Origin of the sequence: Myxococcus sp. XM-1-1-1, assembly GCF_020037095.1 — a bacterium.
Classification (GTDB): domain Bacteria; phylum Myxococcota; class Myxococcia; order Myxococcales; family Myxococcaceae; genus Myxococcus; species Myxococcus fulvus.
Map to the genome: position 1 here is coordinate 156812 of NZ_JAIQDH010000015.1, position 13278 is coordinate 170089.

The following is a 13278-nucleotide window of genomic DNA, read 5'->3' on the forward strand; positions in this document are numbered from 1 at the left end:
GGACAACCTTCAGGTGCGCTCCTGCCCGCCCGGCGCCCGGACGGGCGTCATTTCACGATGTTGACCAGCTGGCTCAGGTTGAGCGGCACGGACTGCGAGTCCGAGGTGAGCTTGCCGTCCAGGCTCAGCTTGGCGTTGCCCCCCGAGCGCAGGGCCACGGCGGCGGAGGCGGCCCGGGCGAAGTTGATGGTGAGCGGCAGCGTCACCTGCTTCGTCCCGCTGCCGTCGAGCATGCCCAGGTTGCCGGTGGACAGCGTACCCACATCCGCGCCGGCGACCTTGAGCGCGCCGGTGATTCCGGCGACGGGCAGGGGGAAGCTGTTGCGGTTGGTGATGGCCAGGGGGAACTCGACGGTGGCGCTGGTCAGCCCGATGTTGGTGATGCGCGGGGGCTGGAAGGCGACCTGGGGAATCTTGGGGACGTCGAACGCGCCCTCCTTCTGGAGGGGGAAGGAGAGCACGCCGATGGGCGTCTGCACGCCGACGCTGCCCTGGGCCTTGTAGGCGGCGCGGTCCTTGTTGAGGAAGGTCTCCACCACGGGGACGATGTCCGCGAAGCGCACGTTGGCGGGGAAGACCAGCTCGCTTCTGCCATTGGCCTTGAGGTTCAGGCCCTTGCGAGGCTTGCCGGCCACCACCTGCTTGCCCTCGACGAAGAACGAGTAGTCCACCGAGGCCAGCTCCAGACCGAAGCCGTTGGGGTTGTTGACCTCGTAGACCAGGTCGACGGTGGCGTCGGAGAGCGACGCGCTGGACAGCCGCGCCGTCTTGAAGGTGAGGGTGGGCTTCTTGAAGGCCTTCTTCAGCGCGCTCTGCAGGCCAGCGCAGCCGGCGAGGGTGGTGAAGCAGAGGGCGAACAGGACGAGGGCGAAGCGTTTCATCGTGGGCATGGGCGTATCACCAGACGGCCGCGCCCGCGTGGGATTCACGCTCGGGCGGTGTCGAGGCAATCACTTGCGGGGGCGGGTGTACTAGGAGGCGGCAGGTGTTAAAGGTCGGTGCGCCCGCACCCTACAGGGAGACACACTTGGCCGGGGCCCACACCCACATCCGCTCCATCCTCCGCCGCCTGGCCTGGGTCCTCGGGCTCGTGGCGCTGTCGGCCTGCTCGCGGGGCGGTTCGTCCCCCCAGGCGCGCACCTTGAAGCTCGAGCCCTGCCAGTTGGAGGGGCTGGCGCCCCAGGCGCAGTGCGGCACGCTGGAGGTCTTCGAGAACCGGGAGACGAAGACGGGCCGCAAGCTGTCCCTGCGCGTGGCGGTGGTGCCCGCGCTGGCGGCGCAGCCCCAGCCCGACCCCCTGGTGTTCCTGGCGGGAGGGCCCGGGCAGGCGGCCACCCGACTGGGCGCCGTGCTGCGCGCGGTGGAGCACATCCGCCGCCAGCGCGACATCGTGCTGGTGGACATGCGCGGCACGGGGGACTCGAGCCCGCTGGACTGCGAGTTCCTCCCGAAGGACGCCGGGCTGGCCGACTACTTCAGCGAAGACGACGACCTGGCGCCGCGCATCCGCGCGTGCCGGGAGCGCTGGGACGCGGACGTGCGGCAGTACACCACGCCCATCGCCATGGCGGACCTGGACGAGGTGCGCGCGGCGCTGGGGTACGAGAAGCTCAACCTCTGGGGCGGCTCCTACGGCACGCGCGCGGCGCTGGTGTACATGCGCCAGTATCCGGAGCGGGTGCGCACCGCCATCCTGGACGGCGTGGCGCCCATGAGCCTGTACCTGCCGCTGTACATGCCCCGCGACGCGCAGCGCTCGTTGGATCTGCTGCTGGCCCACTGCGAGAAGGACGCGGCCTGCGAGAAGAACTTCCCTCGGCTGCGCACGCGCACGGAGGCCCTGCTGGAGAAGCTCTCCCAGGAGCCGGCGCGGGTGCGGGTGGCCCATCCGCGCACGGGCGTGCCGGAGGACATCGTGCTGACGCGCCAGGCCTTCGTCGGAGCGCTGTTCGGGCTGCTCTACAGCGCGGAGGACTCGTCGATGGTGCCGCTGATGCTGGACCGGGTGACCCAAGGTGACTGGGCGCCGTTCGTGGCGCTGAACGTGGGGCGCGGCGAGCGGATGGAGAAGGTGATGAGCCGGGGCCTGCAGATGGCCGTCGTCTGCGCGGAGGATGTCCCGTTCCTCGACACGGCCGCGGTGGAGCGCGAGGCGAAGGGGACGTGGTTCGGCGCGAGCATGGGCCTGGAGATGATGAAGGCGTGCGAGGGCTGGCCCAAGGCGACGGTGCCCGCGGGCTTCCGCGACGCGGTGGTGTCGGACGTGCCCACGCTGCTGCTCTCCGGAGAGCTGGACCCGGTGACGCCTCCGGCGTGGGCGGAGGAGGCGAAGCGCACGCTGAAGAACAGCCTGCACGTGCAGGTCCCGGGCGTGGGGCACAACACGCTGGGCGTCGACTGTGTGCGCAAGCTGATGGTGGACCTGGTGGCGGACGGTCGGGTGGACACGCTGAAGCCCTCGTGCGGCGCGGGACTCGCGCGTCCGCCCTTCTTCACGTCCTTCGCCGGACCGGTACCCTGAGGACGCGACGCGGATGATTCGAGCGACGAATCTGCACAAGCGGTTTGGCGCCGTGACGGCGGTGGAGGATGTGTCCTTCACCGCCGAGGACGGGATGATTACCGGGCTGCTCGGCCCCAACGGCGCGGGCAAGACGACGACGCTGCGGATGCTCTACACGCTGGTGCGCCCGGACAAGGGCACCGCGGTGGTGGACGACGTGGACGTGGTGGCGCGTCCCGAGGATGCGCGCCGGGGGCTGGGCGTGCTGCCGGACACGCGGGGCCTGTACCCGCGGCTCACCGCGCGCGAGCACGCGCGCTACTTCGGGGAGCTGCACGGGCTGTCGGGCGCGGCGCTCGACAAGCGCGTGGACGAGCTGGTGGACCTGCTGGACATGAAGGACATCGTGGACCGGCGGGTGGAGGGCTTCAGCCAGGGCGAGCGGGTGAAGGTGGCGCTGGCGCGGGCGCTGGTGCACGGGCCTCGCAACGTGCTGCTGGATGAGCCCACCAACGGCCTGGATGTGATGAGCACGCGCGCGGTGCGCACGCTCCTGCGCCGCCTGCGGGACGAGGGGCGGTGCATCGTCTTCTCCAGCCACGTCATGCAGGAGGTCGCCGCGCTGTGCGAGCGCGTCGTCGTGGTGGCGCATGGCCGGGTGGTGGCGGAAGGGACGCCGGAGGCGCTGCGGCAGGCCACCGGCAAGGACAGCCTGGAAGAGGCCTTCGTGGCGACCATCGGCAGTGAGCAGGGGTTGATGCAATGAAGCGGCTGGTGGGCAGTGTCCTGCGCAAGGAGCTGACGGACCACGTCCGGGACCGACGCACGCTCAGCTCCTCGCTCCTGTGGGCGGTGTTCGGTCCGCTGGTGTTCCTGGCGACCTTCCAGCTCATGTCCAACATGATGCGGGACAAGCCGCTGGAGCTGCCCGTGGTGGGCCGGCAGCACGCGCCCAGCCTGATGGCGTTCCTGCAGCGGCAGGGCGTGACGCTGAAGGAGGCGCCCTCGGACTACGAGGCGCGCGTGCGCACGGGCGTGCTGGACGTGGTGCTGGTGGTGCCGGAGGGCTACGGCCGGGACTTCTCCACCGGGCGCACCGCGGACGTGAGCCTCATCATGGACAGCTCGCGCACGGCGGCGCGCAAGTCGGTGCAGCGTGCGCGGATGATGGTGGAGATCTACTCGCGGCAGGTGGGCGACCAGCGGCTGTACGCGCGCGGCATGGCGCCGGAGCTGGCGATGCCGGTGGACGTGGAGGAGCTGGACCTGTCCACGCCCGAGCGCACCGCGGCCACGCTGTTCAACATGCTGCCGCTGTTCCTGGTGATGGCCACCTTCACGGGCGGCCTGCAGGTGGCGAGCGACACCATGGCGGGTGAGCGCGAGCGTGGCTCGCTGGAGCCGCTGCTGCTCAACCCGGCCCCGCGCGGGGCGCTGGTGGCGGGCAAGTGGCTGGCCACGGTGACGATGGCGGCGAGCACGGTGCTGGTGTCGCTCGTGGGCTTCGTATTGGTGGTGCGCGCGGTGCCGCTGGAGGAGCTGGGGCTCAAGGCGCGCATGGACCTGCCCATCGTCCTGGGGATGGTGCTGGCGGTGCTGCCGCTGACGCTGGCGGCCTCGGCGGTGCAGCTGTGGGTGTCCACCTATGCGCGCTCGTTCAAGGAGGCGCAGACGTACCTGAGCCTATTGACGGTGGTGCCGACGCTGCCGGGCATGTTGCTGGCGATGTCGCCGGTGCAGACGCAGACGTGGATGTTCGCGGTGCCGGTGGCGGGCCAGCAGATGCTCGCGGCCGAGGTGATGCGGGGCGAGGCGCTGGGGCCGCTGCCCTTCCTGCTCGCCGCGGCGTCCAGCGTTCTGCTGGCGCTGGTGGCCCTGCGTGTGACCACGGGGTTGTTGTCGAAGGAGAAAATCGTCTTCGGCCGGGCCTGAGCGGGTGTGGGCAGTGTCGTCGAGGCGTCGGTTGGGGATGCGGGCTGGCCGACGCCGGGTGACATCGGCGGGAGGTTGGCCTCCAATGGGGTGTGATGACACCCGAGAGAGAAGCCCTCCTGCCCCTCGCCCCGGCCTCCGTGGCCACCGCCCAGGGCGAGCCCCGATTCGGCACGTACCAGGGTGAGCTGCCCGAGGTGGACCTGCCCCGGTTGCTGGGCCGCTGGGCGCCCGAGCGCACCACGCGGCTGCTCAAGCGCAAGCGGTGGCACTACACCTTCACGGCGACGCCGGAGGTGGCCGCGCTCTTCGCGGTGGTGGACCTGGGGTACTCGGCGAGCGCGTTCGCGGTGGCGTTGGATTTGCGCGAGCGCAAGCCGCTGTGTGACGTGAGCTTCCTGGGCGTTCCCTGGCCCATGGTGTCCTTGGGGGACAAGCCCGGCGCGGGGCTCGACGCGTCGTTCCGCACGTTGGGTGGGAAGCTGGCCATCCGTCGGGGCGAGGAGGACGAGCGCTACCAGGTGGAGGTGGACGTCAGCCGCGTGCGCACGGGCAGCCTCAACACGTTCCAGTGGAATGGGGAGATGTTGGTGGCGGGCGGGCCTCCCGCGCTGACGGTGATTGCGCCGGTGCAGGGGGACGGGCTCGTCAACGTCACGATGAAGCGCAACGGGCTGTTGTCCTTCGGCGGCATCGAGGCGGGCGGCAAGCGCTTCCGGCTGGATGGGGGCGTGGGCGGTATCGACTACACGCAGGGGTACCTGGCGCGGCACACGGCGTGGCGCTGGGCGTTCGCGGCGGGGCGACTGGCCGATGGGACGCCGGTGGGGCTGAACCTCGTGGAGGGCTTCAACGAGACGGCGACCGAGGCGAACGAGAACGCCTTCTGGCTGGGGGACCGGCTGTATCCGCTGGCGCGCGCGCGGTTCGAGTACGACACGAAGGATTTGCTCGGGCCGTGGCGGATGACGACGGTGGATGGCGCGGTGGACCTGCGCTTCACGCCGTTCTACGTGCACCGCGAGGAGCGCAACCTGCGGCTCATCATCAGCCACTTCGCCCAGCCGGTGGGCTTCTTCGACGGCACGGTGACGGTGGGGGGGCGGACACACCAGCTCTCGCACCTCCCCGGCGTGAGCGAGGACCAGGACATGCTCTGGTGAAGAAGCAGGGCTCGCATCGTGCGTGGAGCCCGGGGCCGGAGGCGCTAGGCTGGGAGGCCCACGCCGTTGGTCCGGAGTGAGCCCATGTCGTCGTGTCCGCACTGCGGTCAGCCGCTTTCCGATGCTCGCGTCTTCGCGTGCCCGTCCTGTGGGCAGAGCGTGGGGGCGTCCGCGCGTGGGACCGAGTTGCCGGACGACGCCGCGGAGTCGGCGCGTCGGGCCGCGGAGGCCACGGGGCGCGCGGTGCGCACGGTGCTCGAGGACCCTCGGCTGCGTGAGCGGCTTCCTGGGGGCTCGTTGCCGCTGCTCGGCTCGGGGCTCGTCGCGGCGGCGGTGCTGCTGCCGGGGCTTCCCTTCATCAGCGGGACGATTGGCATCCCGTGGTCGGTGGTGATGCTGGGCGGGAGCCTCCTGCTGGGGGCTCGGGAGTGGAGCGCGGCGGGGCGGCCGGTTCCTCCGCTCCTGGAGCAGCTCGCGCGGATGGCCGCGTCCGCCACGTTCCTGTTGCTCTACACGTCGCTGGTCATCACCTTCGCGTTCCTCTCGCTCGGGCTCGGGTTGGTGCCGCTGGTCTGGGTCGCGGCCGCGGTGGTGCTCGGGTATGTGCAGTGGCGCGTGTTCCAGGCGTCGGCCGCCGCGATGCCGGAGCTGCGGCCCGCGCCGGGGGCCGCGCGGTTGAAGCGCTGGGTGCTCGGCGGCGCGGCCGTGTGCGCGGTGTCGCTGCTGCTCACGTGGGGCTCGGGGATGCGGACGTGGACGTCGCTGGGTGGCTACGGCTACGACAACAGCCTCGTGCACGAGGTGGACAGCACCGGTCGCTCCACGGGGCACTCGTACATCGAAACCCGTTACGGGTGGCAGCCGGGCATCACCAACACGTTCACCTCGTTCGCGACGTCCGGGCGTGCTCGGCCCGGGGCGCCGCTGGTCGTCATGGCGCTGATGTCGCTCGCCATGCTGGCCGCCGTGCCCCGGCTCCGTGAGGCGATTCCATCCCAGACGCCCTACATCCTGGCGGGCGCCATCACCGTGTGGGGGCTGCTGGGCCTGTCCCTGCGACTGGGGCCGCTGGTCTTCCTCGCGGGGGCATTGGCCATCGACTTCGCGCTGTACCAGGCGCATCGCGCGGCGAACGCGCGGGAGGAGCCTCCGCCCGGGAGCGGCGACTCATCGAGCTCCGGCCCGACGAGCGCCTGAGACACGGGCTCGCTGTCATGGCGAGCCCGTGGGTCTCACCTGCCCGTGCGGCGTGACTCGACGATGGCCTTGAACGAGCGGCTGCGCAGTTCGTCCAGCGTGAGCCCCGTGGCGAGCACTTCTTCCTGACTGAGCGCGCCACAGCTCGAGCCGCGCAGGAAGAAGTTGAGCAGGCCCTGGCCCGTGGCCGCGTCGTCGAACACGTCGCCCACCAGCGTCGCCTGCGCCGCCTTCTCCATGAAGGCCTTGAGCCGCCGCGTGGCCGCGTCCAGCCCTTCGAGGAAGAACGCATACACGGCCGCGTAGCGCACCGGGAGCTGGGCCGGATGCAAGTCCCACCCCTGATACCAGCCGCGCTCCAACGAGTGCCGGATGTGGCGATACGACATCTGCCACACCCGCTGCACCGCCTCCGCGTTCTCCCGCAACTGCGTGGGCAGGAGCGCCGTGTCCCCCTGCTTGCGATGCGGAGGCACCGGCATGACGTTCGTCGCGCCGTCCGCCATCTGGATGCCCGTGCCCGCGAGCGACACCTGCACCAAATCCCGCAGGAAGTCGCAGGCCGGGTGCAGCATGCTCTGCACATGCGCGCTCACACTGAGCGCCGCCGTGTAGTCATACAGCCCCAGGTGCACGCTGGAGCATCGCCCCGCCCCCGCGGCCACCAGCGCCGACAGGTGCAGCTTCCCCTCCCGGTCGAACAGGGCCTGCGGCGTCTCCACCATCAGCTCCAGCCCCAGCGCCCCCTTCTCCAGGCCGTGCTCCGTCTCCAGCACCTCCAGGATGCGCGCGAGCGCGGCCACCTGCTCGGGCAACGCGACCTTGGGCAGCGTGACGACGAACGACGGCGGCACCTTCCCGCCGCTCTGCTCCAACAACGTCGTGACGAACAAGTCCAACGTGCGCGACGCCCGCTCGAACAGCTCCTCGCTGAACGACTTCACCCGGATTCCGATGAACGGCGGCAACGTCCCCTGCTCGAGCCCCCGCGCCAGCTCCTTCGCGGCGGACACGGCGTGGCCATCCTCCTCCGCGTCGGAGCGGTGGCCGTAGCCGTCCTCGAAGTCGATGCGGTAGTCCTCCACCGGCTCGCGCTGGAGCTTGTCCACCACGCGCTCGTACACGCGCTGGGCGAACCTCCCTCGCTGGGGCAACCCCAGCCCGTGCGCCAGCTCGGCCGAGTCCGGCGCATAGTCCTTCAACGCACCGAGGGCCAGGTCCCCCAGCTTCCGCGCCGCCTCCGCGCGGAAGAGGTGCGCGCCGCCGTACACGACGTGCACCGGCTGGCGACGGGGGGAGTCCCCCGGGTACGTGCGTGAGAACCCGGCGTTGGCTCGCCGGAGGGACTCACGCACGCTGGAGAGGCTGTTGGGTGTCAGGGTGGTCTTCATCGAGTGCCTCTCGAACGGCGGCTCACGCTACGGCTGGCGCTTCAGCCAGGCGCTGACCTCCGGACCGCAGCGCTCCCGCAGCTCCACGTCCTGCGACAGCCGCTCCAGCGTCTGCGCCGTGGCCTGCTGCGCGTCGTTCACCGGCTGCTCCTTGAGCAGCGTCCTCACCGCGTCCAGGTGCTCGCGCGTGAGCAGCATGCCCAGCGACTCCACGATGCGGCGCACCAGCATCGGCGCGCCGCCCGTGCGGGCGACCACGTCCTTCCACTGCTTGCGCATCTGCGCCCACCACGACTCGCGGCCCGTGCGGTTGGCGAGCAGGCCCGTGGCGAAGCTCGCCACGTCCTGCGTCTTGACCGTGTCCGAGAAGAACAATGCGCGCGCACGCTCGGCCAGCGCGGGCTCCTCGAACGCCGTCAGCGCCATCAGGTACCGACGCTGCGTGGCCGGGTCCGGCTCCTTCGGCATCCGCTGCAGGAAGGTGTCGAACAGCTCCGAGTCCCCCGCGCGGGCCGCCATGGACACCGCCGCGTCGAGCAGGTTGGGCTCCAGCGCGTCACGCTCGCCCTTCAGCATCGACGTCACCCGCCGCCGCGCCTCCTCGAGCACCTTCGGCTCCCGCGCCAGACCGCCCAGCGCGCGCACCAGCGCCGCGCGCCGCAGCTTCACCCGGTCCGTCTCCCCGGCCAGCGCCTGCCACCCGAGCTTCTCCAGCCCCGGGCCCAACAGGCGCGCCACCCACGCGCGCACCCGCGCCTGGTCCTCGCCCTCCACCAGTCGGCTCTCCACGTACGCCAGCCGCCCCACCAGCTCGTCCAGGACCGAGTCATCCTCCTCGTTCCCGAACAGCGCGGCCAGGTCCAGCATGTCTCCCACCGTCGCCCGCCCCGAGCGCACCAGCGCCCACTGGTCCGCCAGCAGGGAGATGCGCTCCGACGGCGCCAGCACGTGCAGGTTCGCCGACAGGCCCGCGAGCGTCGCCTTGTCGTAGGCCACCCGGTAGAAGCCCGTGGAGCCCGCGTTGGCGCACAGCCACTTCACCGCGCCCGAGCCCGCCTCCAGCTTCACCGTGGCCTGCTTGTCGCGCAGCAGCACCCGCTGCTCCTTCACGCCGCTGGCGTCCTCGTACCGGAGCACCATGGGCACCGGCCACTTCTCGTCGCTCGCCACGCCGGGCTCCGAGTAGAAGCGCTCCTGCGACAGCGACACCTCGCGGCCCTCCACGCGCGCCGTCACCAGGGGGAAGCCGCTCTGGCCCACCCACGCCGTGGCCAGCTCCTCCACCGGCTGCTTCGCCGCCTCACCCAGCGCGCTCCACAAATCCTCCTTCACCGCGTTGGCGCGCGCGTGCCGGCGCATGTACAGCCGGATGCCGTCGCGGAAGGGGCCCTCGCCGAGGAACCCTTCAATCATGCGCAGCACCGCGCCGCCCTTCTCGTACGTAATCGCGTCGAAGCTCTCGCCGGCCTCACCCGCGTTGTTCACCTCGCCGTGGATGGGGTGCGTGGACTTGAGCGCGTCCAGGAACAGCGCGCTGGTGCGGTGCGAGTCGAAGTCCAGCCACATCCGCCACTCGGGGCGCCACTGGTCGACAATCTTGAAGGCAATCCACGTGGCGAACGCCTCGTTGAGCCACAGGTCGTCCCACCACACCATGGTGACCCAGTTGCCGAACCACTGGTGCGCCAGCTCGTGCGTCACCACCTCCGCCACGCGCTTCTGCACGGACAGCGGCGCGGTGGCCGGGTCGAGCAGCAGCGCCACCTCGCGGTAGGTAATCAGGCCGGCGTTCTCCATCGCGCCCGCCTCGAAGTCCGGGATGCCCACCTGGTCCACCTTGGTGAAGGCATACGGCAGGTCGAAGTATTCTTGGAGTCGCGGCAGCACCGCGAGCGCCACGTCCTGGCCGAAGCGCGTCAGGTGCTTCTTCTCCTCCAGCGCCCAGGTGCGCACGGGCACCGTGCCCACGTGCTCCACGGGCGTGCCCACCAGCGGGCCCACCACGAGCGCGATGAGGTAGCTGCTGAGCACCTCCGTCTCCTGGAACGTCACCTTCGTCAGCGCGCCGTCCTGCTCCTCCTTCACCACCGGGCCGTTGCCCAGCACCGCGAGGCCCTGGGGCACGCGGACGCTCAGCGACCACTTCGCCTTGAAGGCCGGCTCGTCGAACGAGGGGAAGACGCGGCGGGCGTCCGCGGCCTCGAACTGCGTGGCCGCCACCTTGCCTGCCGCGTACAGGCCGCGCAGGCCGTCCGTGAAGGGGCCCGTCCAGGCGACGTCCAGCTGCGCCTCGCCCTGGGGCAGCGGCGCGTCGAAGGTCAGCCGCACCGTCTCGCTCACGGCGTTGACCTGGATGGAGGCGGGCTTGTGCGACGCGCCACCCTTCGCGCGGAACGTCACGTCCCCCAGCTTCAGGGAGATGGCGTGGAGGATGATTTCGCGCGTGGGCTCCGCCAGCGTCACGTCCACGGTCTGCTGACCGGAGAAGGTCTTCGCCTCCAGGTCCAGGGTCAGCGTGGCCGCGTAGCGCTGGGGGCGAACGGTGAGGGGAAGGCGGAAGTTCTTGTCTTCGGTCGGATGCGCCATAGGGAGGCGGAATCTAGCCTCGCTCAGGGCGCGCGTTCCCACTTCTGTCACGCCGGTGCAAGAAACCTGTCGCCGGCCGGGTGGGGTGTCGTCCGCCACACCCTTCCCGCGGGCCTATCCCCGAGCCCCCTTCGGGCCGCGCGGGACGGGCTTGGGCACCAGCTGGTGGAAGAGGCTGGATTCGCGCTCGAAGAAGCCCTCGGTGTGGAAGGAGTAGGGCAGCTCCAGGAGCTGGAAGTCCAGGTGGTGACACAGCTCGTGCAGCAGCGTGCGCAGGTACGTGCGGAAGGCCACGACGCGCGCCTGCTTCGCGGTGCGCATCCAGACCTGGAGGCGGGGGAGGCGCCCGGCCTCCCAGGTGTACAGGCCGTGCAGCTCGCCCTCCTCGGAGGACGGGCGCACCTCCAGCACCTGGACCCGGACGGTGGCCACGTCCAGCCGCTCGCACAGGGCATCCGTCAGGGCCCGGCTCGCGCGCTCCAGGGGAGCCCGGGCTCCGGTGGCCAGCGTCTCACGCACGGCGTCGACGAGCGGCGCCAGCGCCCCGGGGGCCCTCACCCGCAGGGACTTCACCCCGTCGCTCATGCGGTAGCTGCGCTGCTGCTCGGGGTCGAGGTTCTCGTAGTAGGCGAAGGGCACGGGGCGGCCGCGCACTCTAGGCGACCGCCGTGCGGCGTGATGCGTCGAGGTGCCAGGAGGACGACTCACCGGGGCAGGGTGGGAAAGGGATTGCTCAAGGGAGGGGCGCGCGTGGGGTGGGGAGATGTTCGCGAGCGGACGTCGGAGGCGTCGAGGGACAGGGCACGTCCATTGCTGTGGCGTGCGGGTATGCATCGTGGCGTGTGGTTGGGGGCGTTGGTGGGGTTGTGGCTGTGGGGTGGAACGGCCGAGGCCGCGAGGCGGAGCCCTCCGAAGCGGGCCGCGGCCGTGTCCCTGTCGGACCGGGCCGTGTGGCGCGCGAAGGGCTGGGTGGGACTGGGCTCGCTGAAGACGGTGAGCAGCTCGGTCAACGATGACTGTTCGGGCCTGACGCAGCTGGCCTACCGCCGCCCCGGGCTCAGCCTGATGCCGTCGCTCACCCTGCCCGGGGAGAACGGCGTGAAGGCCATCTACCGGAAGGCGGGCTCGCTGGGCGCGCTTCGCCAGACGCCGAAGCCGGGGGACCTGGTGTTCTTCCGCGAGACGCTGGACCGCAACAAGGATGGACGTCGCAACGACGGGCTCACGCACATCGGCATCGTCGAGAAGGTGGGGAAGGACGGCACCGTCACCTTCGTGCATCGCGCGGGCGGTGGGGTGAAGCGCGGCCGCTTCAACCAGGCGCGCCCGGACGTGCACAAGGACGAGAAGGGGCGCGTCGTGAATGACTGGCTGCGCCGCCGCGAGAAGCGCCAGCGGGCCTACCTGGCGGGCGAGCTGGTGGCCGGCTTCGCCTCCGTGGACGACAGCTGGCAGGCGCCCGTCACCGCATCGCGGACGCAGCGCTGAGGGGGAGGTGACGTCCGGGTCGTGAGGCGCTATGCACGGCGCTGATGTCGACCACGGATGGACGACCGGAAGGCTCGCCGGAGGGTCCCGAGGCCACGGCCCGGACGCCTTCGGTGGCGGCTGTGTCCTCGCAGGCCCCCGCGCCTCGTCGCCGTAGGACGTGGCGATTCAAGCTGGTGCTCGGGGCCGTGGCGCTGCTCCTCGGCTTCGGGCTGTACGAGTACGTCACGCTCCCCAAGGCCGCGTCACTCGAGAAGGAGAACCCGAAGTCGACCGCGCTGATGGACCAGCGCGCCGAGGAGGCTCGGGCCGAGGGGAAGAAGGTCCGTCGGCGCCAGCACTGGGTGCCGCTCGCGTCGGTGCCGAAGCACGCGGTGGACTCGGTGCTCATCTCCGAGGACGCGAGCTTCTATCTGCACGAGGGTGTGGACACGACGGAGATGCGCAAGGCGCTGGGGGAAGCGTGGGCGAAGGGGCAGCTGGGGCGCGGGGCGTCGACCATCACCCAGCAGCTCGCGAAGAACCTCTGGCTGTCGACGGACCGCAGCTTGTTCCGCAAGGCGAAGGAGCTGGTGCTCGCTCGGCGATTGGAGGACGCGCTCTCCAAGAAGCGCATCCTCACGCTGTACCTCAACGTCGTCGAGTGGGGGAACGGCGTCTATGGCATCGACGCCGGAGCGCGGGAGCACTTCGGGGTGTCCGCGTCACAGGTCTCCGTGGCCCAGGGGGCCATCCTCGCCGCGATGCTGCCCGCGCCGCGCAAGCGTGGTCCGTCCTCCGGCTCGCGCGCGCTGTGGCGGCGTGCGCACTGGATTGTGGACCGGATGGAGTCCGTGGGGCGCATCTCCGAGGCGCAGGCCACGGATGCGCGTGCAGACATCGACCGGTTGTTGGGGCGCACGCCCGCGGGGAAGAGCGACGATGGAGACGAAGGCGCGGACGACGACGCGTGACCTGCGCGATGGCTCGCGAAGCGCCAGGTGCCATCGTGCGCCTGGTTGATGCCCGTGCCTCTTCG

At 70.9% G+C, this 13278-nt stretch carries 11 protein-coding genes; 7 read left to right on the forward strand and 4 right to left on the reverse strand.

Annotated elements, in window-relative coordinates:
• Positions 1 to 47: 47 nt before the first annotated feature.
• Positions 48 to 890 carry an LEA type 2 family protein gene (locus tag K8640_RS26660; protein ID WP_223749638.1) on the reverse strand — a complete coding sequence of 281 codons (843 nt, stop codon included), beginning with the start codon at positions 888 to 890 and terminating at the stop codon, positions 48 to 50.
• A gap of 137 nt (positions 891 to 1027) precedes the next feature.
• Between K8640_RS26660 and K8640_RS26665 the strand changes: the two genes are divergently transcribed.
• The 5 genes from K8640_RS26665 (at position 1028) to K8640_RS26685 (ending at position 6795) form a co-directional block, all read left to right on the forward strand.
• A complete protein-coding gene (locus tag K8640_RS26665; RefSeq protein WP_223749639.1) occupies positions 1028 to 2521 on the forward strand; it encodes an alpha/beta hydrolase in 1494 nt (497 codons plus the stop codon).
• A 13-nt stretch (positions 2522 to 2534) separates the two neighbouring features.
• Complete coding sequence (locus K8640_RS26670) at positions 2535 to 3269, forward strand: ATP-binding cassette domain-containing protein (protein ID WP_223749640.1); 735 nt, start codon at positions 2535 to 2537, stop codon at positions 3267 to 3269.
• Positions 3266 to 4435, forward strand: coding sequence for an ABC transporter permease (locus K8640_RS26675; protein ID WP_223749641.1), 1170 nt, complete (start codon positions 3266 to 3268; stop codon positions 4433 to 4435). Before K8640_RS26670 ends, K8640_RS26675 begins: the two co-directional genes overlap by 4 nt.
• 95 nt (positions 4436 to 4530) lie before the next feature.
• Positions 4531 to 5598, forward strand: coding sequence for a DUF2804 domain-containing protein (locus K8640_RS26680; RefSeq protein WP_223749642.1), 1068 nt, complete (start codon positions 4531 to 4533; stop codon positions 5596 to 5598).
• 84 nt (positions 5599 to 5682) lie between these two features.
• Positions 5683 to 6795, forward strand: coding sequence for a zinc ribbon domain-containing protein (locus K8640_RS26685; protein ID WP_223749643.1), 1113 nt, complete (start codon positions 5683 to 5685; stop codon positions 6793 to 6795).
• A 35-nt stretch (positions 6796 to 6830) separates the two neighbouring features.
• Here the strand turns inward: K8640_RS26685 and K8640_RS26690 are convergent, their stop codons facing one another.
• The 3 genes from K8640_RS26690 to K8640_RS26700 all read right to left on the reverse strand — a co-directional run bounded on the left by K8640_RS26690 (position 6831) and on the right by K8640_RS26700 (position 11411).
• Positions 6831 to 8186, reverse strand: a complete 1356-nt coding sequence (locus tag K8640_RS26690) for a DUF6986 family protein (protein ID WP_223749644.1) — start codon at positions 8184 to 8186, stop codon at positions 6831 to 6833.
• A gap of 27 nt (positions 8187 to 8213) precedes the next feature.
• The gene (locus K8640_RS26695; protein WP_223749645.1) at positions 8214 to 10772 is read right to left on the reverse strand and encodes a M1 family metallopeptidase; all 2559 of its coding nucleotides are present in this window, start codon (positions 10770 to 10772) and stop codon (positions 8214 to 8216) included.
• A 114-nt stretch (positions 10773 to 10886) separates the two neighbouring features.
• Complete coding sequence (locus tag K8640_RS26700) at positions 10887 to 11411, reverse strand: hypothetical protein (RefSeq protein ID WP_223749646.1); 525 nt, start codon at positions 11409 to 11411, stop codon at positions 10887 to 10889.
• Between the two features lie 189 nt (positions 11412 to 11600).
• Here K8640_RS26700 and K8640_RS26705 point away from each other — a divergent pair, with 189 nt between their 5' ends.
• Both K8640_RS26705 and K8640_RS26710 read left to right on the forward strand, forming a co-directional pair.
• Positions 11601 to 12260 carry a CHAP domain-containing protein gene (locus tag K8640_RS26705; RefSeq protein WP_223749647.1) on the forward strand — a complete coding sequence of 220 codons (660 nt, stop codon included), beginning with the start codon at positions 11601 to 11603 and terminating at the stop codon, positions 12258 to 12260.
• Between the two features lie 188 nt (positions 12261 to 12448).
• A complete protein-coding gene (locus K8640_RS26710; RefSeq protein ID WP_370640395.1) occupies positions 12449 to 13213 on the forward strand; it encodes a transglycosylase domain-containing protein in 765 nt (254 codons plus the stop codon).
• The last annotated feature ends 65 nt before the right edge of the window (positions 13214 to 13278 follow it).